Source organism: bacterium (assembly GCA_028821235.1).
Classification (GTDB): domain Bacteria; phylum Actinomycetota; class Acidimicrobiia; order Spongiisociales; family Spongiisociaceae; genus Spongiisocius.
Map to the genome: position 1 here is coordinate 1 of JAPPGV010000042.1, position 18,705 is coordinate 18,705.

The 18,705-nt window shown below is 68.2% G+C and carries 15 protein-coding genes; 8 read left to right on the top strand and 7 right to left on the bottom strand.

Annotated features, from left to right (window positions below):
• The first annotated feature begins 590 nt into the window (after positions 1-590).
• Both OXK16_04910 and OXK16_04915 read left to right on the top strand, forming a co-directional pair.
• Positions 591-1,577: an LLM class flavin-dependent oxidoreductase gene (locus OXK16_04910; protein MDE0375288.1), complete on the top strand. Its 987-nt coding sequence runs from the start codon at positions 591-593 to the stop codon at positions 1,575-1,577.
• Positions 1,578-1,584: 7 nt separating this feature from the next.
• The gene (locus OXK16_04915; protein ID MDE0375289.1) at positions 1,585-2,442 is read left to right on the top strand and encodes a VOC family protein; all 858 of its coding nucleotides are present in this window, start codon (positions 1,585-1,587) and stop codon (positions 2,440-2,442) included.
• Positions 2,443-2,478: 36 nt separating this feature from the next.
• Here the strand turns inward: OXK16_04915 and OXK16_04920 are convergent, their stop codons facing one another.
• The 5 genes from OXK16_04920 to OXK16_04940 all read right to left on the bottom strand — a co-directional run bounded on the left by OXK16_04920 (position 2,479) and on the right by OXK16_04940 (position 8,798).
• Positions 2,479-3,801 carry an amidohydrolase family protein gene (locus tag OXK16_04920; protein ID MDE0375290.1) on the bottom strand — a complete coding sequence of 441 codons (1,323 nt, stop codon included), beginning with the start codon at positions 3,799-3,801 and terminating at the stop codon, positions 2,479-2,481.
• Between the two features lie 108 nt (positions 3,802-3,909).
• Positions 3,910-4,653 carry an ABC transporter ATP-binding protein gene (locus tag OXK16_04925; protein MDE0375291.1) on the bottom strand — a complete coding sequence of 248 codons (744 nt, stop codon included), beginning with the start codon at positions 4,651-4,653 and terminating at the stop codon, positions 3,910-3,912.
• Positions 4,653-5,399 carry an ABC transporter ATP-binding protein gene (locus OXK16_04930; protein MDE0375292.1) on the bottom strand — a complete coding sequence of 249 codons (747 nt, stop codon included), beginning with the start codon at positions 5,397-5,399 and terminating at the stop codon, positions 4,653-4,655. Before OXK16_04930 ends, OXK16_04925 begins: the two co-directional genes overlap by 1 nt.
• Complete coding sequence (locus OXK16_04935) at positions 5,396-6,451, bottom strand: branched-chain amino acid ABC transporter permease (GenBank protein MDE0375293.1); 1,056 nt, start codon at positions 6,449-6,451, stop codon at positions 5,396-5,398. Before OXK16_04935 ends, OXK16_04930 begins: the two co-directional genes overlap by 4 nt.
• Positions 6,452-6,512: 61 nt before the next feature.
• The gene (locus tag OXK16_04940; protein MDE0375294.1) at positions 6,513-8,798 is read right to left on the bottom strand and encodes an ABC transporter substrate-binding protein; all 2,286 of its coding nucleotides are present in this window, start codon (positions 8,796-8,798) and stop codon (positions 6,513-6,515) included.
• 178 nt (positions 8,799-8,976) lie between these two features.
• On the opposite strand from OXK16_04940, the gene OXK16_04945 reads away from it, so the two are divergent.
• The 6 genes from OXK16_04945 to OXK16_04970 all read left to right on the top strand — a co-directional run bounded on the left by OXK16_04945 (position 8,977) and on the right by OXK16_04970 (position 15,840).
• Entirely contained in the window at positions 8,977-9,849 is an 873-nt protein-coding gene (locus OXK16_04945) for a xanthine dehydrogenase family protein subunit M (GenBank protein MDE0375295.1), read from the top strand.
• On the top strand, positions 9,842-10,333 hold the full coding sequence (locus tag OXK16_04950; protein ID MDE0375296.1) for a (2Fe-2S)-binding protein: 492 nt from the start codon (positions 9,842-9,844) through the stop codon (positions 10,331-10,333). The genes OXK16_04945 and OXK16_04950 overlap by 8 nt, the downstream gene beginning before the upstream one ends.
• Positions 10,330-12,705 (top strand): xanthine dehydrogenase family protein molybdopterin-binding subunit, encoded by a 2,376-nt coding sequence (locus tag OXK16_04955; protein MDE0375297.1) that lies wholly within the window; start codon positions 10,330-10,332, stop codon positions 12,703-12,705. The genes OXK16_04950 and OXK16_04955 overlap by 4 nt, the downstream gene beginning before the upstream one ends.
• 74 nt (positions 12,706-12,779) lie before the next feature.
• On the top strand, positions 12,780-14,180 hold the full coding sequence (hydA, locus tag OXK16_04960; protein MDE0375298.1) for a dihydropyrimidinase: 1,401 nt from the start codon (positions 12,780-12,782) through the stop codon (positions 14,178-14,180).
• A 12-nt stretch (positions 14,181-14,192) separates the two neighbouring features.
• Positions 14,193-15,032 carry an acyltransferase gene (locus OXK16_04965; protein MDE0375299.1) on the top strand — a complete coding sequence of 280 codons (840 nt, stop codon included), beginning with the start codon at positions 14,193-14,195 and terminating at the stop codon, positions 15,030-15,032.
• A gap of 25 nt (positions 15,033-15,057) precedes the next feature.
• Positions 15,058-15,840, top strand: coding sequence for a 3-oxoacyl-ACP reductase FabG (locus OXK16_04970; GenBank protein ID MDE0375300.1), 783 nt, complete (start codon positions 15,058-15,060; stop codon positions 15,838-15,840).
• Between the two features lie 427 nt (positions 15,841-16,267).
• On the opposite strand, the gene OXK16_04975 is transcribed toward OXK16_04970, so the two are convergent.
• The gene (locus tag OXK16_04975) at positions 16,268-17,596 is read right to left on the bottom strand and encodes a hypothetical protein (GenBank protein MDE0375301.1); all 1,329 of its coding nucleotides are present in this window, start codon (positions 17,594-17,596) and stop codon (positions 16,268-16,270) included.
• A gap of 7 nt (positions 17,597-17,603) precedes the next feature.
• Entirely contained in the window at positions 17,604-18,662 is a 1,059-nt protein-coding gene (locus OXK16_04980) for an LLM class flavin-dependent oxidoreductase (protein MDE0375302.1), read from the bottom strand.
• Positions 18,663-18,705: the final 43 nt, after the last annotated feature.

The following is an 18,705-nucleotide window of genomic DNA, read 5'->3' on the forward strand; positions in this document are numbered from 1 at the left end:
CCTCGCGCTCTCCGTCCGGGAAAGGGCGTATGACTATACCCGAACATATGTTCGCCTGCCAATATAGGATGGAGATGTGACAGCCGGTCCGGAGCGGACACACCGGGTGGCGAGCGAGCCTTGCTGGTGCCCTGGTCCGTTAGTTCGTTATCCGCGCCCCGCGACGATGAGAACGTGAAGAACGAGAACGCGAAAAACGCGGGAACCGGGCCTCCCCGGCGGGCCCATCCCCCAGCCACCACCTCCTTTGGTCCGAACGCGTTCCGCTATCCCCCTGCGGGTCCGCTCCCGAATTGATCCCGGTTCCGGTTCCCTCGACGTCGAATAGCTGGAAACCGGCGGTGCTTGTGGCTGCCGGGCAGTATGCGGCGGGTCTGTGACGTGTTCAACCCCCTTGTCCGGGCACAGAGCCCGTACCGCCCCGACGGTCACAGGACCTAGAACGCGGGGAACCAAAGACACGGGAGGGTGCTGAAAAGACGAGATGGTTGGCCCGCGATGCCTCGACCTGGGGTTTCGTTGCCGGCAATCGGGCCGATTGGACATTTTCATTACCCTCAGGCTTCACGAGGCTGGAGAGGAGAGGCCGGATGATCCGGATCAAGTACGGCCTCACGCTGTCGAACCGCAGCGTGCTGCTGGGGATGTCCACCGTCTCCGAGATGCTCGACCTGGCGGTGGAGGCGGATCGGGCCGGGGTGTGGGACTCGGTGTGGGTGGGGGACTCAATATTCGCCAAGCCCCGCCTGGACGCCATGGTGGCGCTCGGGGCCCTGGCGGCGCGCACCGAGCGGGTCGGCCTCGGGGTGGGTTGCATGGCGAGCATGCCGCTTCGCGACGCCCTGCTCTTCGCCTACCAGTGGCTCAGCTTCGACTGCCTGTCCGGTGGCCGGTCCATCTTCGTGGCCTGCCAGGGTCAGCGGGAGGCGGGCGGCGGCAAGTTCGCGGAGGAGTTCGCCGCCTTCGGCATCGATCCGGGAACGAGGAGCCGGCGGATGGAGGAGGCGATCGATATCCTGCGCCTCGTCTCCGAGACGGAGGAGGCCTCCTACGAGGGGACCTACAACCGGTTCGAGAACGTGACGGTGCTGCCCAGGCCGGTCCAGCAGCCCCTGCCGATATGGGTGACGGCCAATCCCAACCCGGCGTTCCCCACGCTGTCGGAGCGGGCCCTGCGGCGGGTGGCCCGGATGGGCGACGGCTGGATGACCACCGCCAACACCCCGGAGACCCTCGCCACCAACCTGGCGGCCATCCGGCGGTACGCGGACGAGGAGGGCCGTCCCCTCGGCGAGCGCTTCGAGGCCTGCCTGTACTACAACGTCCACGTTACGGGGGACCGGGAACAAGGTATGGAGGAGGTGGCCTCCTACCTCAAGGACTACTACGGCGTGGACTACGACCGCGCCTTCCTGGAACGGTGGGTGGCGATAGGCGATCCCGAGCGGTGCGCCGACCTGATCCGGGGGTTCGTGGACGCCGGGGCGACCACCATCACCCTACGGCTGGTGGGCCACGACGAGGCAGGCCAGTTCCGGAGGGTCACCGAAGAGGTGCTGCCGGCGCTGGTGGGGTGAGCGGACCGTGATCGAACGCTTCGACCACGCCGTGATCGGCGTTCCCGCCCTCGAGCCGGCCATGGGCGCCTTCCGGCGGCTCGGTTTCGAGGTGGCGGTGGGGGGCCGCCATCCTTCCCTGGGCACCCGTAACGCCATCGTCCGGTTCGGTCTCGACTACCTGGAGCTGCTGACCGTGGAGGACCCGGCCGTGGCGAGGGCCCGGGGACCGTTCGGGAGGGAGTTGCTGTCGTTCCTCGACCAGGGCTCGGGGCTGGTCGGCTTCGTGCTGGCCGGGACCGGCCTCGAGGGCGAGGTCGAGGGCCTGCGGGAGCTGGGCATCGGGGCCGAGGGTCCGTTCGAGATGGACCGGATCCACCCGAAGGGTGGTCGGTTGGAGTGGAGGCTGGTCCTTCCGGGGGGATCCCCCTGGCGCAAGCCGTGGCCCTACCTGATCGACTGGATCACCGGCGAGGACGAGTTACTGGCCTGGGACCCGCCCGGTGACCATGCCAACCGGGTCGGCGGCGTGGCCGGGATGGACCTGGTGGTCGGGGACCTGGATGAGGCCGCCCGGCTCTACGAACAGGCTCTGGGACTCCGGGCCGACGACAGCGGGCATCGGCGGCCGGGAGCGACCAGCCGCCATTACCGGCTCGGTTCCTTCCGGCTGGCGCTCCACCAGCCCGATGGGCCCGGCTCCGGTGCCGCCGAACTCGAACAGCGAGGACCGGGTCCCTACCGCCTGGTGCTGGCGTCGAGCGACCTGGACTCCACCGCCGGGGCGCTGACCCGCGCCGGGGTCACGTTCAGCCGGTCTCCTGCCGGTCTCGACATCGACCCCTCCGAGGCGGTGGGGGCGTGCATACGGATCGTTCCCACATAGCGATCAGCCCGACGAAGGTTTCCGCCGTTCCTAGCGCTAAGCGACCAGCTTGCCCCCCTTGTACACGGCGGAGATCCGGCGCGTGTTGCCGATGTCATCGAGGGGATTGCCGTCGAGCACCACCAGGTCGGCCAGCTTGCGCTTCTCCACGGTGCCCAGCTCGTCGGCCTGGCCGAGCAACTCGGCGGCGCGGCCGGTTCCGGACACGATCGCGTCCATGGGGGTGAACCCGCATCCGTCGACCAGCAGCCGCAACTCCTCGTGCATGCTGTGGCCAGGTACGACGAACGGGTTGGTGAGGTCGGTCCCGGCCGTCACGTTCACACCGCCCTGCTGGGCCCGGCCGATGAAGGCCATCTGGTTCCGCAACTCCACCGGGGCCGCCTCCCAGTCGGTCTCGCTGTAGTCGAACGGGTAGGCGTACTGGCTCCACTGCTCGGCGACCGCCTCCGGCATCTCGTCGAGTCCGGCCGGGCACGTTGCCGCCTCCGTGTTGCCGGCCAGGATGCTCTGGGAAAGGGTCAGGGTGGGCGTGATGAAGGTGCCCCGCTCGGCCATCAGCGCGATCAGGCCGTCGGCCAGGTCCGACTCCGGGTCGATGTAACGCCACGGCTGGAAGCCGACCAGGGGATCCAGGATCCGCCCCGGCAGGGCGGCCAGCTCGGCCTGGTGCTCCTCGGGTACCAACTCGCGACCCACCCGCACATGCTCGAGGGCGTCCACGCCCACCTTGACAGCCTCCTCGACGGTGACGGCATGCCCGACGTGGGCGGCGACCCGGACACCCCGGCGGTGGGCTTCGGAGACCACCGCCCGCAGCACCGGCAGCCGGGCCCACACGTACACCTTGATGAAGTCCATCCCGGCCTCCGCCAGCCGGGCGGTCTCGGCGCGGGCGGAATCCTCGTCGTCGATGATGGCCAGCCACCGCCACGGCGCGGGAGGATCCGCCGGACCGTCCAGGATCGTCCCGGCGCCGAAGAAGCGGGGCCAGCCGTCCCGGCCCTCCTTGAAGGTGCGAAACACCTCGTCAGGGTTGAAGTTGCCGGTGTCCCGGACGGTCGTCACTCCGTGGCCGAGCAGGGTGGTCATGAACTGGTCGGCGAGGGAGGCCGGGTCCTCCACCTGCAGGAAGGAGTTGTCGGCCAGCACCCCCACGTGGACGTGGCAGTCGATCAGGCCGGGTATCACCGTCGAGCCGGATATGTCCACCACTTCGGCGCCGGAGGGAACCTCCATGTCGCCTCTACGGAACACGGCATCGATCCGCTCCCCGTCGATGAGCACCACCGCGTCCTCTATCGGCGCCCGTCCGGTACCGTCGATCACCCTTCCGCCTACCAGCGCAGTGGCAGCCATCTTCCGCCTCCTCGTGTCGGTCTCAGGTCCAATCTAGTGGTCTATCTGCGGGACGGCAGTGTGGTACGTGCCGCCTGCGGCATACCTGCCAGGCCCACCGGGCGGCGGTCAGCGTATTCCCAGAAACGCCCTCCGTACCTCGGGGTCGGCCAGCAGTTCCCCCGCTGGTCCCTGGTGGCTGTTGCGGCCCATCTCGAGTACGTAGCCGCGGTGGCTGGCCTCGAGTCCCTGGCGGGCGTTCTGCTCGATCATCAGGACCGTCAGGCCGATCTCGCGGTTCAGTTGCCGGATGGCCCCGAAAACCTGGCGGGTGACGATGGGCGCCAGGCCCGCCGAGGGTTCGTCCATCAGGACGATGCGGGGCTCGTGCATCAGGGAGCGTCCGATCTCGAGCATGCGCTGCTCCCCGCCCGACATCGTTCCGGCCTCCTGCCGCGAACGCCGGGCGAGGCGCGGGAACAGGCCGTAGACGTAGTCGATCCGCTCCCGTACCCGCGCCCTGTCGGGTTCCAGGTACATCCCCAGCTCCAGGTTCTCGTGGACCGTCATCTGGGGGAAGACGCTGCGGAGCTGCGGCACCATCGCCATACGCGCGGTGCGCAGAGCGTCCTGGGGAGCGATGTTGGTTATGTCCACGCCGTCACACAGCACCCGTCCGGAGCGCACCTCCGCCAGGCCGTAGATCGCCCTGAACACCGTGGACTTCCCGGCGCCGTTGGGTCCGATGACGCAGACGATCTCTCCCTCTGCTACCTCGAGGTCGATGTTGTGGATGACATCGTGGCCGGCGTAGTAGCCGGCGCTCACGTCCCGGACCCCGAGCAGCGGGCGCTCCGTGGCGGTCGCTACCACTACTCCCCCTCCGCCCCGAAGTAAGCCTCGATGACGGCGGGATCCTCCATGACCTGGCCCGGCGTGCCCTCGGCCAGCTTGGCGCCGCGGTCCAGGACCACCACCCGGTGACACAACTCGGCCACGAACCCCACGTTGTGCTCCACCAGCAGGATGGCCACGCCGTTGGCGTTGACCTCCCGCAGCCGGTCGGCGATCTCGGCGACGAGGGTGGGATTGACGCCGGAGGTGGCTTCGTCCAGCAGCAACAGCTTCGGCTCGCTCATCAGGGCCATCCCGATCTCCAGGAGACGGCGCTGGCCACCCGACAGGGCGCCGGCGCGCTCGTCCCGGAGAGGGGCGAGCAGGAGGAACTCCAGGAGGGAATCCACCCTCCGGCGGGTCGCCGGGTCCGTACGGCCGAACAGGCGCGCCGCCCCGACCAGCGCCCATTGGATGCTCAGCTCCATGTTCTCGAAGACGGTCAGATCGCGGTACACCCGGATCAGCTGGAACGTGCGCGCCAGGCCGAGCCGGGCCACTTGGTGGGGCCGGTGCCGGGTGATGTCGACACCGTCGAATCTAACCGAACCGGCGTCGAGGCTCGACACCCGGCTCAGGCAGTCGAAGAGGGTCGTCTTCCCGCTGCCGTTGGGGCCGATGAGCCCTACCATCTCGCCCGCGCCGACGCCGATGTCCACCCCGTCCACCGCGGTGAGACCGCCGAACCGCTTCACCACCCCGCGGGCATCGAGCAACGCGGTCATGGGTCTCTCTCCGGCTCATCCGGGCGGGCACTCCGCCCGACCCATCGCCGCCACAGGGCGGTGACCGAGGTGCCCCTCGGGTCGATGATCCCGACCAGGCCCCTGGGGAGGAACAGGACGATCACGATCAGGAGCACCCCCTGCGCGATGAGGTGGTAGTCGAGGAGGTGGGTCCACAGGAACTCGCGCAGCCAGAACAGCCCGACGGTTCCCACGACCGGCCCGGCCACGGTGCCGAGGCCGCCCAGCATGGTGCCCATCACGGCGTCGATAGTCCTGACCTCCACGAAGGCGATGTCGGGGTCGACGAAGGTGTTCTGGTAGGCCCATAGCCCCCCGAACAACCCGGTGGAGAACCCGGCGAAGCTGAACACGGTCACCTTGAGACGGGTCGTGTTGATCCCGCGCGTCTCCGCCCCCACCTCGTCCTCCCGGATGGCCACCAGGGCGGCGCCGAAGCGCGTTCCCCGCAGCCACCAGGTGAGGGCGACCAGGCCGGCTACGAGCGCCAACTCGATGTAGTAGAAGAGCGGCCGGTTGAGGTAGGGAGGCAGCGTCAGCCCCACCCCGCCCCCGGTGATCCCGCCGGAAACCCGCACGATCTCCCGGACGGCCACGAAGGTCCCCAGCAGGGCGATGGAGAAGTAGGGGCCCTTCAGGCGCATGGTGGCCCTCCCGATCGCCGCGGCCAGAACGCCCGCCACCACGGCGCCCAGGATGATGGCGGGCGGGGCGGACCAGCCGATCTGCGGACCGTTGGTCTGGAGCGACATCAGGATCGCCGTGGTGTAGGCCCCGATCCCGAACCAGACCGCATGGCCGAAGTCGACGTAGCCGGTGAACCCCCCGGTCAGGTTCCAGTTCACCGCCACCGCCACCGAGGTGAGCATCAGGGTGAGGGTGAACAGCGTCGCGTCGCCGACACCCGGCAGGGCCGGCAACACCGCGAGCAGGACCAGCAACCCGACCGAGGCCCTGACGAGGAGACGCCGGCGACCGGGGTTTCCCGGCCGGGCACCGGCGGCAGGCTCGCCGGAGGTCGCCGGCCTCATGAGGTCGGTCCCCGGGCGCCTGGCACGAGGCTTACCGGACCTGGAGCGGCGCCGTTCCGGATCATGTCGCCGTCGCGTCCACGGGCCGGAGTCCTTTGAAGAGACCTTGGGGTCGCACCACCAGCGCCACTACCAGCAGCACGAAGGAGGCCACCACCGCCAGGTTGGTGCCGATCTGGGGGATATAGACGGCCAGCCCGGCCTCGACGAGGCCGAGCACCATGGCGCCGCCCAGCGCGCCCCGGACCGAACCGAGGCCCGCCATCGCGGTGATGGCGAAGGCCTTGAGCGTGAGGGGCGGGCCCTGGAAGGGTTGGACGGCCAGGACGGGGCTGATGAGCGCTCCGGCCACGCCGGTGATCCCGATGCAGATGGCGAAGGTCACCGCGTAGACCCTGGCGACATCGACGCCGAGGATGCGCGCCGCTTCCCGGTTCTGGGCGGCCGCCCGGATGCTCTTGCCCAGCCGGCTGCGCGCCAGGAACAGGCTGAGGCCGCCCGCCACGGCCAGCGCCACCGCCAGGATCCAGAAGCGGGTGACCGGCACCGTCACCTCGCCCGCTACCTGCCAGACGCCGTCCAAGGCGGTGTCGGCGCGCCGGAAGTCGGCCGAGAACACCACCTTCATGACGTTCTGCAGGATGATCGCCACCGCGAACATGACGAGCAGCGACACGAGATGGGGCCGGTCGATCACATGGTTGACCAGCAGCCGCTGCGTCCCGAAGCCCACCAGCATCATCAACAGGAACACCACGGGAACGGTCAGGAACGGGTCCACGCCCCACAGGTCGTTGGCGAGCCAGGCCGCATAGGCGCCGATCATGACGAACTCGCCGTGGGCGAAGTTGATGACGCCCATCACCCCCCAGATGATCGAGAACCCCAGCACGAGGAGCGTGTACATGCCGCCGAGGGCGATGCCGTTGATCAGCATTTGCGCCACCCGCTCGGCGGCCGAGGCCTTCCCTCCGCCGCTTGCACCGGCCCGCGGGTACACCAGGTCGGTGACCGCCGCCTCGCCGGGCGCCACCACCTGGATCAGCCCATCCTGCACCTGTACCGTGCCCATCGGCTTGGAGGTGTTGACGCCACGCTCGTCGAACGAGAGGGGACCGTAGAAAGTGTCGGCCTCCAGCGCGTAGAGGGCTTCGCGAACCGTGTCGGTATCGGTGGTGCCGGCGGCCTCGATGGCCAGGTGAAGGGCGAGGGCGGCGGCCGTAGCGCTGGCCGCCTGGTAGACGGGTGGCTCTCCCCACAGGCTCTCGTAGTAGGCGGCGTAGTCCGTGGCGCTACCGAAGTACGGACCCTCGTAGGCCATCACCGCTTCCCACTGGGTGGGGCCCAGCACGCCGTCCAGGTCCTCGCCGAGTTCGTCGATCAGCTTGGGATTGGACGGCCCCACCGTGATGAGCATCCCGTCGGGAGCGAACCCGAGTTCCTTGGCCGCGTTGACGAACAGCACCGCATCGTTGTAGTGGCCGCCGCCGATGAATACGTCGGGATCCAGGTCGCGGAACTTGGTCATGATCGCCGAGGCGTCCTGGATGTCCTTGGGATAGGTCTCCATGGCCAGGACTTCGATCCCGGCGGCTTCCAGATGCCTCCGGGCCCCGTTGGCGACCGCGGTGGGGAAGGACGTGTCCTCGTAGGCGATCACCGCGGTGCGCGCCCCCCGGGCCGCCAGGGCCTCGATTGTGGACTTGGTGTAGTCGCTGGCGATGGTGGCCACCAGGAAGAGGTTCCGGAAGCCGCGCTCGAACATGGTGTCGGAGGTCCCGTTTCCCTCCACCATGATGACGTTGTTGGCCTCGGCGATGGCGCTGGCGCCGGTGGTGAGGCTGCTGGAGTATGGACCTAGCAGGAAGTCGACCTTGTCCTCGTCGATGAGCTTCTGGACCAGATTGGCGGCCGTGTCGGCGTCGGACTCGTCGTCGTAGTAGACGATCTTGGCGGCGTACCGGTGGCCGTCGATCTCGATGCCCCCGTATTCCTCGTTGACCCACTTCACCCAGGTGTCGTAGCCCTGCCGCGAGTCACGTCCCTCCACCGCGAACTTGCCGGTCTCGCTGAGGGCAGCCCCGATGCTTATGGTTCCCGCGAAAGTGGAGCCTGCGGCCGCTCCATCGGGGGTAGCCGGCCCACTTTCGTCCGTTCCGCACGCGGCCAGGCCGAGGATCAGGGTGGTGGCGGCAACCAGAGCGACGGCGAGGCGAATACGAACCCACTTTCCCAGTCTCGGCGGTGGTCGGCGGTCGAGGACGGGGTGCGCCAGATCATAGTCAGAGCGGTCCTCGGCATCGACGTACCGGTGTCCTTCCTCCGATGCCACGACCAGGGTGGTCACGTGACTCGTTGCGGGTCCGGGAGCGGCACTACGGGCCTCGATCCGACGGGTCTTCAGCACGGGCTCGGGCTTTGGGCGCGTGTCACGGCACCCCCAGGTCGGGCGTGTCTATGATCCTGCCGGGGATGGGAAATCGGCGGTCTGGCCGGAGCGCCGTCACGCAGGAGGTGAACCGCCTATGAAACCAGCGGTCTTTGATTACTCGGCGCCGGAAAGCATCGGGGAGGCCCTCGATCTTCTGGCCGAACACGGATCGGGGGCGAAAGTCCTCGCCGGAGGTCAGAGCCTCGTGCCGATGCTCAACTTCAGGCTGGCCAGGCCGGCCCACCTGATCGACGTCAACGGGGTCGACTCGCTGTCCTACATCTCGGCCAACGGGTCGCTGCGGATCGGTTCCATGACCCGCCTGACCGCGATCGGCGAGTCGGGTGACGTGGCGGAAGCCCATCCGGTCATCCCCGCGGCCGTCGCCGAGATCGGCCACCGGGCGATCCGCAACCGGGGGACGATCGGTGGCTCGGTGGCCCACAACGACCCGGCAGCGGAGCTTCCGGCGGTCCTGATGGCTCTCGATGCCGAGGTCACGGCCCGATCTGCGGATGGCGAGCGGGTCATCGGGATGCAGGACCTGATCGAGGATCGCCTGTTCGACACGACCCTGGGCGACACCGAGTTGCTGACCGAGATCCGGATCCCGGCGGCAGCGGCGGGGAGCACTTTCGGATTCCAGGAGTTCGCCCGCCGGCATGGCGACTTCGCGCTGGCCGGGGTGGCGGCGGTGATCACGACCGACGGGTCGACCATCACGCACGCGGCGCTGGGCGCTTTCGGGGGCACCCATGCCACCCGGCTACCCACCGCGGAGGCCGCTCTGGTGGGCGCCGAGACGGGAGACGCCGCGTTCGCGGCGGCCGGGGCCGGTGCGGCCGCGGACTTTCCCGCCACCTCGGATGTTCACGGAACGGCCGAGTACAGGAGTCATCTGATCAACGTTCTGACGGTACGGGCCTTGAATGATGCGGCCGGCCAGGCAGGAGGCGGAAATGGCTGAGAACATGAGTGTCGTAATCAACGTCAACGGCGCCGGCCGCGCGGTCTCGGTGGAGCCGCGCAAGACACTGGCGGATGCCATACGCGAGGATCTCGGCCTGACCGGGACCCACCTCGGGTGCGAGCACGGCGTGTGCGGCGCATGCACGATCCTGCTCGACGGCGAGGTCGTCCGATCCTGCCTGATGCTCGCCGTACAGGCGGACGGCGCGGAGATAACCACCATCGAGGGCATCGCCGACGGCGACGATCTCCACCCCATGCAAAGTGCGTTCTCCGAGTACCACGGCCTGCAGTGCGGATTCTGCACGCCGGGGATGATCCTGGCCGGGATCGACGTGGTGTCTCGGAACCCGGATCCGAGTCCGCAGCAGATACGGGAGGAGATGGGCGGCAACATCTGCCGCTGCACCGGATACCAGAAGATCGTCGAGTCGGTGCAGGCGGCATCCGCCGTCATGTCCGCCGAAGGGGGGAGCGCATGACCACCACGCAGGAAAACCGCTGGATCGGGGTCTCCGCCCCCCGCCGGGAGGATGCTCCGCTGATCCGGGGCCGGGGTCGCTACATCGCCGACATCGAGCCGGCCGGGACTGTCCACATGGCCATCCTCCGCAGTCCGTACGCACACGCCCGCATCAACGGTATCGACACGGCCGCGGCGGAGGGGATGGACGGCGTCCACTGCGTGCTGACAGCCGCCGACCTCGAGGGCATCGGGGACTTTCCAACCATCTGGCGCCTGCCGGGCCAGAAGGAATGCACCACGCCCGCCTTTGCCCCCGGCAAGGCTCGTTACGTAGGTGAGCCGGTCGCCGCGGTGGTGGCCGACTCGCGCTATCTGGCCGAGGACGCCCTCGATCTGCTCGACGTGGACTACGAGATCCTCGACCACGTGGTCGACGTGGAGGCTGCCCTGGCCGATGGCGCTCCGGTGATCAACGAGGACATGGGCGACAACACCATCATCGAGTACACGTTCCCGGGGATCAACGCCCTCGGCGTGGCCGGCGACGTGGACGGCGCCTTCGAGGAGGCTGACGAGATCGTCTCCGGACGGTTCAAGGTGGGTCGCTACTCGGGCGTGGCGCTGGAGACGCGCGGTCACGTAGCCGAGTGGGACGATCTCCGCCAGACCCTCACCCTCCACTCGGGGAGCCAGGTGGCCAGCCTGCTCCGCACGGAGCTGGCGGCCGCTCTCGGCATTCCCGAGACGTCGGTCCGGATCCTCACCCCCAACATCGGTGGCGCGTTCGGCAATCAATGGGACCGCTACCCCGAGGACATCCTCGTCTCGCTGGCGTCGATGAAGCTGTGCCGGCCGGTCAAGTGGATCGAGGATCGCCGGGAGGCGCTCCAGGCCACGGTGCACGGGCGCGAGCAACTCCAGGAATGGCAGCTCGCGGCCAACTCCGACGGGACGGTCCTCGGCCTCAAGGGCCGGGTGCTGAGCGACCAGGGCGCCCACCTGCATAGCGTGGGCATCGGGCCCGCCTGGGTGACGGGCGCCGCCGCGGTCAACCAGTACAAGATCGCCAACTACCACTGCGACGTGGTGGGGGTGGCCACCAACAAGACCCCGAACAGCACCTTCCGCGGCTTCGGAGGCCCCGAGGCCATGTTCGGCATCGAGCGGATGATGGACAAGACGGCTCGCAGGCTGGGGATCGACCCGGCCGAGTTGCGTCGCCGCAACATGATCCAGGCCGATGAGTTCCCCTACTTCAGCCCGGGTGGCGCCGTCTACGACAGCGGCAACTACCCGGCGGCGCTGGAGAAGGCCCTCGAGGCGGTGGAGTACGACAAGGTGCGGGAGGAGCAGCAGAGCCTGCGGGACCAAGGTGTGTACCGCGGGATCGGCATCGCCTCATACATCCACGTGTCCGGCTTCGGCCCCTCGGCCATCCTCGGCATTCTCGACTACTACACGGGCGGCTACGAGGGCTCGACCGTGAAGATCGACCCCCACGGCAGGGCCACCCTGTACACGGGGATGATCCCGATGGGTCAGGGCACCGAGACCACGCTTGCCCAGGTGGCCGCCGATCACCTGGAGATCGACATCGCCAACGTGCGGGTCGTCTGGGGCGACACCGACCAGACCCCGTATACGGGTTTCGGGTCGGCGGGCAGCCGTTCCAACGTGGCGGCGGTGGCGGTCATCAAGGCCATCGAGGAGATCAAGGCCAAAGCGGTGCGGATCGGCGCCGGGCTCCTGGAAGCGGATCCGGACGACGTCGCCTACGCCGACGGCCGGATATCGGTGAAGGGCGCCGAGGAGATGCGGTCCCTCAGCCTGGCCGACGTGGCGCAGCAGGCCTATTGGGCGCACAAGCTCCCGGAGGGGGACCAACCGACCCTCGAGGCGACCTACGTCTACGACCCGGCCAACTTCACGACCGCCTGCGGGACCCATGTGGCCGTGGTGGACGTGGACATCGACACCGGCAAGATCGACTGGGTCAAGTACGTGGTGGTGGACGACGCCGGCACGATCATCAACCCGCTCCTGGTGGAGGGCCAGATCCACGGGGCTCTCTCCAACGGGCTCGGTGGCGCGATGCTGGAAGAGTTCGTGTATGACGAGGAGAGCGGACAGCTGCTGTCGTCGACCCTCATGGACTACCTGGTGCCGTCCTTCACGGATCTGCCCGACTTCGAGATCCACCACCTGGTGACCCCCTCGCCACACACCGAGGGCGGCTTCAAGGGCATGGGCGAGGCGGGATGCTTCCCGGCCGCAGGAGCGCTGGCCAACGCGGTGACCGACGCGCTGTCACACCTCGGAGTCGAGGCGGACCAGACCCCGGTCACGCCGAGCCGCCTGTGGTCGCTGATCGACCAGGCCGGCGGCTAGCTGCAGATATGTGACCGTTGGCCCGTGCATCCACTGGCTGAGGGCCGAGTAATGGCGTGGCGGGTGGCCGCGGCGTGACGACCCTCGTCGAAGGAGGCCGGATCGTCACGGCCACGGACGACTACGTGGCGGACATCCTCATCGAGGACGGACGGGTCCGCGCCATCGGCGACTTCGAGGGCACGGAGGCGGACGAGACCATCGACGCCTCCGGTCACCTGGTGTTCCCCGGCGGCATCGATCCCCATACCCATCTGGACACCCCGGTGGCGGGCACGGTGATCTCGGACGACTTCGACACGGGGACGCGGGCCGCCGCCGTGGGCGGTACCACCACGGTCATCGACTTCGCCATCCAGGAGAAGGGCGCCGACCCCAGAGCGTCTTTGATGCGATGGCACGGGATGGCGGACGGGAAGGCGGCTGTGGACTACGCCTTCCACCAGATCATCACCGATCTGCCCGACAGCCTGCTCCCGTCTCTCGACGGCCTGGTCACCGAGGGCGTGACCAGCTTCAAGCTCTTCATGGCCTACCCGAACGTCTGGATGCTCGACGACGGCGCCATCTTCAAGGCGATGCGGAGGACCGCTGAGAACGGCGGCTTCATCATGCTCCACTGCGAGAACGGCTACGCCATCGACGCACTGGTCAAGGAGTCGCTGGCCCGCGGGGACACCGATCCGATCTTCCATGCCCGGACCCGGCCGTCCCTCGCCGAGGACGAGGCGACCCGGCGGGGGATCGCGCTGGCGGAGATGGCGGGCGTGCCGCTCTACATAGTCCACATGTCATCGGCCGGTTCGGCTCAGGCGATGGCCGAGGCCCGGGAGCGGGGGGTGCGCGCCTATGCGGAGACCTGCCCGCACTACCTGGTGCTGACGGACGAAAGGCTGGCCGAGCCGGGGTTCCGGGGTTCCCAGTACGTCTGCTCCCCGCCCCTCCGCTCCGCAGACCACCACGATCCGTTGTGGGACGCCCTGACGGCCGGGGACCTGCAGGCGGTGGGAACCGACCACGCGCCGTTCTTCTTCGAGCAGCGCCTGGTGGGAAAGGACGACTTCACCAAGATCCCCAACGGCCTCCCCGGCATCGAGTGGCGCATGGGCCTGCTGTATCACTACGGCGTGGCCCAGGGCCGGTTCTCGCTCAACAGGTTCGTGGAGATCACCTCGACCAACGCGGCGAAGCTGTTCGGCCTGTACCCGCGCAAGGGTGAGATCGCTCCCGGATCGGATGCCGACCTGGTGGTGCTCGATCCTGCCGCTACCACGACGCTGTCCCTGGACACCCAGGTCACCAACTGCGATTACAACCCGTACGAGGGCACCGTCCTGCAGGGCGCCATCCGTGAAGTGCTCCTGCGCGGGCGGGCTATCGTCCGCGACGGCCGCTACGTAGCGTCAAAGCCGGGGGGGAGCTTCGTGAGGAGCGCCGAGTCCGCCGCCCTCAGCAGCTCCACGCTCGTTTCCTGAAAGGAGATCCGGATGATGAGGACCGCGCTCGTCCAGATGGGCACGGAGTACGACACGGAGAGCAACGTCAAGCGGGCCGAGCACCTGGTGCGTGAGGCGGCGGACCGGGGCGCCCGCATCGTATGCCTCCAGGAATTGTTCCATACGGTGTACTTCCCCTTCGAGATGAACGCACGCCATCTCGATCTGGCCGAGCCGATCGACGGTCCCACGATGGAGCGTATGCGCGAGCTGGCCCGCGAGCTGCAGATCGTCCTGATCGCCCCCATCTACGAGAAGGCGCTCGACGGCCTGCTCTACAACAGCGCCCCGGTGATCGGCCCGGACGGCGACCTGCTGGGCATCTACCGCAAGAGCCACATCCCGATCGTCTCGGTGCCCACCCTGACCGGGGTTGAGAAGTACTACTTCGCGCCTGGTGACACCGGGTTCATCACCTTCCCTACGCCCTTCGACGTGACGATCGGGATCCTGATCTGCTACGACCGGCACTTCCCCGAGGCGGCCCGCACCCTGGCGCTCAACGGGGCACAGATCGTCTACGTCCCCACCGCCACCACCGGGATGAGCCGCTACCTGTGGGAAATGGAACTCCAGGCTCATGCGGTCGACAACATCTACTACGTCGGCGGAGTGAACCGCGTGGGGGTGGACGAGGGGGGTTCCGACTCCCACTTCTACGGGTCGTCAATGTGGGTGGATCCCAAGGGGAGGATCATCTCGCAGGCGAGCGACGCCGAGGACGAGGTGCTGGTCGCCGATCTGGACCTGTCGGCCATCCCGCAGATCCGCAACGACTGGGGTTTCTTCCGTGACCGGCGACCCGACCTGTACGGGCAGCTGAGTACCTGATCAACCGATTACGAGGAGCGAACCGATGGACCTGGGCTTGAAGGACAAGGTAGTCGTGGTGACCGGCGCCAGCCGGGGGATCGGACGGGCGATCGCCCAGGCGTTCGCCGCCGAGGGCGCTCGGGTGGCCGCCCTGGCCCGCACGGAGGACGACCTGGCGCGCACGGTGGAGTTGATGGAGGGTGAGGCCGGAGCCCACCTGGCCGTGACCGGCGACGTGACCGATCCCGATCAGGCCGCGTCGGCTCTCGACCGGGTGCGGTCCGAGCTCGGGGGCCTCGATGTCCTGGTCAACAACGCCGGCCGACGGCAGAACTTCAGCCGGCTCGACACCCTCGAACTGGAGGAGTGGCGCCTGGCGATCGAGGCCAACCTGTCCTCGGTCTTCTACATGTCCCGGGCGGCCGTCACGTCGATGATCGAGCAGCGGTCCGGTTCGATCGTCAACATCTCGTCCATCGCCGGTCCGGTGGCGTTCGCCAGCATCGGCGCCTACTCGGCCGCCAAGGCGGGGGTGATCGCCCTCACCAAGGTGATGGCGGTCGAATGGGCCGAGTTCGGTATCCGGACCAACTCGGTCGCCCCCGGCTGGACCGAGTCCTACATGAACTACGAGCTCCGGACCGACCCCGCCAACCGCGAGCTGTTCGAGTCGATCCGCGACCAGGTCGTGATGAAGAGGTTCGCCGACCCGTCCGAGACCGCCAACGCGGTGCTGTTCCTGGCGGGAGACTCGGCCAGCTACATCACCGGCGAGACCATATTCGTAGACGGAGGCTGGACGGCCGAAGGCTGGGTGGCGGACTAGCCGCAGCGGGCAACCTCTAAGGCTTTCGGCGGGACCCGCCGGCCCCGGCGACGTCCGGGGCAGGCGTCGGTACCCGTTTCGGCCGAGTCCTCCTGGTGCCCGATGTCTTCGGTCGGCCGCGTTCTGTGCCCCGTCGTGGGTGCCGCGGGCTCTGTGTCCCGAACAAGGGTCTTGAACATGTCACGGGCCCGCCACATACTTACGGCAGTCACAAGCACCACCGGTTTCTTGCTATTCGACGTCGAGGAAACCGGAACCGGGATCAATTCGGGAGCGGACCCGTCGGGGGATAGCGGAACGCGCACGGACCGAAGGAGGTGGTGGCTGGGGGATGGGCCCGCTGGGTTGGGGTGCGTTCCGGCGTTTTTCGCGTTCTCGTCCTTTGGGGTGTGGTAACGAACTACCGGATCCGGACACGCCGGAAGGTTCACTTTTGCGACAGGAGCCAGTCCACGAGCGCGTCCACGAAAGCGTCGTCGTAGCCGGGCGCATGGCTGCTCCCCACGCTCATCCAGAGCTCCATCTCTACTCCGTCGGCGCAGCCTGATTCCAGGCGGAATGCCCTGGTCTCGGCTCCGGCCACATGCCCGTCCAGATCGAGCGTGGCATAAGGCTGGGGTTGTCCGGGCCATTCGCAGCCGGCCCGCCGGCTCCAGCGGGTCACCATGTCCAGAGCGCCGGCGTAGAAGGCCCGTGTGCCGTCACCCTTCGTGTCCGGCTCGCTGTCGCCTTCGAAGCGGATCACGTCGTCGGCGGTGCCGTGGATGTGCAGCACGGACACGGGGGATGCACCGTCGCAGCTGCCGTCCTCGACGTAACTCGTACCGGCCAGGCTGGCGACGGCGCGCAGGCCGGGCAGCCCCTTGCAGGCAATGTGATATGACATGAACCCGCCGTTGGAGTATCCGAAGAAGTACACCGGCCCGAAGTCCATGACCTGCTGCGCTCCGGCTACCAACTCGGTCAGGTAGGCGACATCATCCTGGCCGCCCTTGGCGGAGTCGCAGCACTCGTCGGTGGGGTTCCAGAAGCGGTTGCCCTCGCTGTCCGGGATCCCGTTGGGGAGCAGCAGCGCGAACCCGTCGGTGTTAACCCGCTCGTGGAGGGGCATGTAGGTGGTCTGATAGGAGGAGTCCCCTCCATAGCCGTGCAGGGAGACGATGAGTGGGGTCTCTCCGTCAACCGCGGCGAGAGGCACCAGCAGAACGGCGGGGTCTTCCCGTTCGGGGTGGTCGATGTGGTGGACCTTGCCTCCGGACTCCGCCGCCAGCCGGACGGTCCTTTCCAGGACGGTGCCCTCCAGCAGCGACAAGGGATCGTCCTGTCCCTTGGCCCACTGCTCCACGGAGCGGAGGACCCACTCCACGGTGGCGGCGAGGTCCTCCATGTCCCGCACGCGGGCGTCCAGATCGTCCAGGCGCTCGAGAACGTCGGTCCGGCCGTCTTCGTGGATGGCCGGCTGTTCCTCCTGATCCTCCTCCAAGGCCGCCACCCCCTCCTGTTCCCTGGCGGAACCGGCGGCTTCACGTCCCTCCACGGAGTCGGCCTGTTCCGACAGGATCGCAACCTCATCCCTCAGCGCAGCGTTCTCACGGGCAAGCGCTTCGAGCGACTCCTCCAGCGAACTGGTCTTCGCTTCCAGCGCGTTCAACCGCTCGTCCGAGGCGGGATCCTGGCTCGAGCCGGCACATGCGAACGAGATGGTGGCCACCAGGATGCAGACCGCTGACCTACCAAGATGTCGCAGCGAGCCCACCCGAGACTCAGGCCACCGGGGATGCGGCAGTAGCACCGGGGGAGGAGCCGCCGGGAGCCCGGTGGGGTGCGAACACCTCGATGATCTCCTCGTAGTTCTCGGTGATCGGGAGCAGGGCCGGGTGGATGTTGGGCCGGACCGAGTAGGCGGCCACCTGTTCCCGGCACTGGTCGGGTGTTCCAGCCGCCGTCAGCGATCTGACGACGTCGATGGGTACGAGGGGCATCGCGGCCTCGATCCCGCCGTCCCTCGGCGGCCAGCCTCCCATGGCCTCGCGCACGCGGTCCAGCAGGTCCTGGTCGACGCCGCTGGCCAGTGCGATGTGGGGTTGCTGGTCCAGGTACATGGTCGTCATCCTGGTGGCCACCTCGAGCGCCTTCTTCTCGTCCTCGTCCATGGCGATCACGATGGTCTGGGGGAGGTCCAGGTCGTCCACCCGCCGGCCGCTCCGCCGGGCGCCCCGCTCGATGTGCCCGAGGGCGTCAGTCAGGTAGGTGAGGGACGTGAACCCGTTGAGCATCACCCCGTCGGCCAGCTCGCCGGAGAGCGCCAGCATCTGCGGTCCGGTGGCGCCGACGTAGATCGGAACCCGCTTCGGGATGCGGGCCACGCCGTGCCCGAGGTCCAGGCGCAGGTCGCGCACCGCCACCAGCTCGCCCTCGTAGGTGACGGTCTCGAGCGCCAGCAGGCGGCGGGTGACCTCGATGTACTCCCGCATCTGCTTGACGGGCTTGCTCCGGTCGATCCCCTGCTTCCACGCCAGCGGGTCCCAGTAGGCGCCGATCCCGAGCAGCATCCGGTCGGGAGCGAGCTCGTCCAGGGTGGCGAAGGTGACCGCCATCAGCGACGCCGGGCGGGTCCACGAGTTGACCACCCCGCTGCCGACCTTGATGTGGCTGGTCGCGTAGGCGATGGCGCCCATGACGGAGACGGCGTCCCGGGCGGTGCGGGTCTCGCACACCCACACCGAGTCGTATCCCAGCTCCTCCATCCTGATGGAGAGCGCCACCTGCCGCCGAGGGTCCGGCCGGTCGAGGAAACACATGCCCACGCGTTGATTGATCACCGGACGATCATTCTCCCTAGACCAGAGCCGACCGATCCACAAC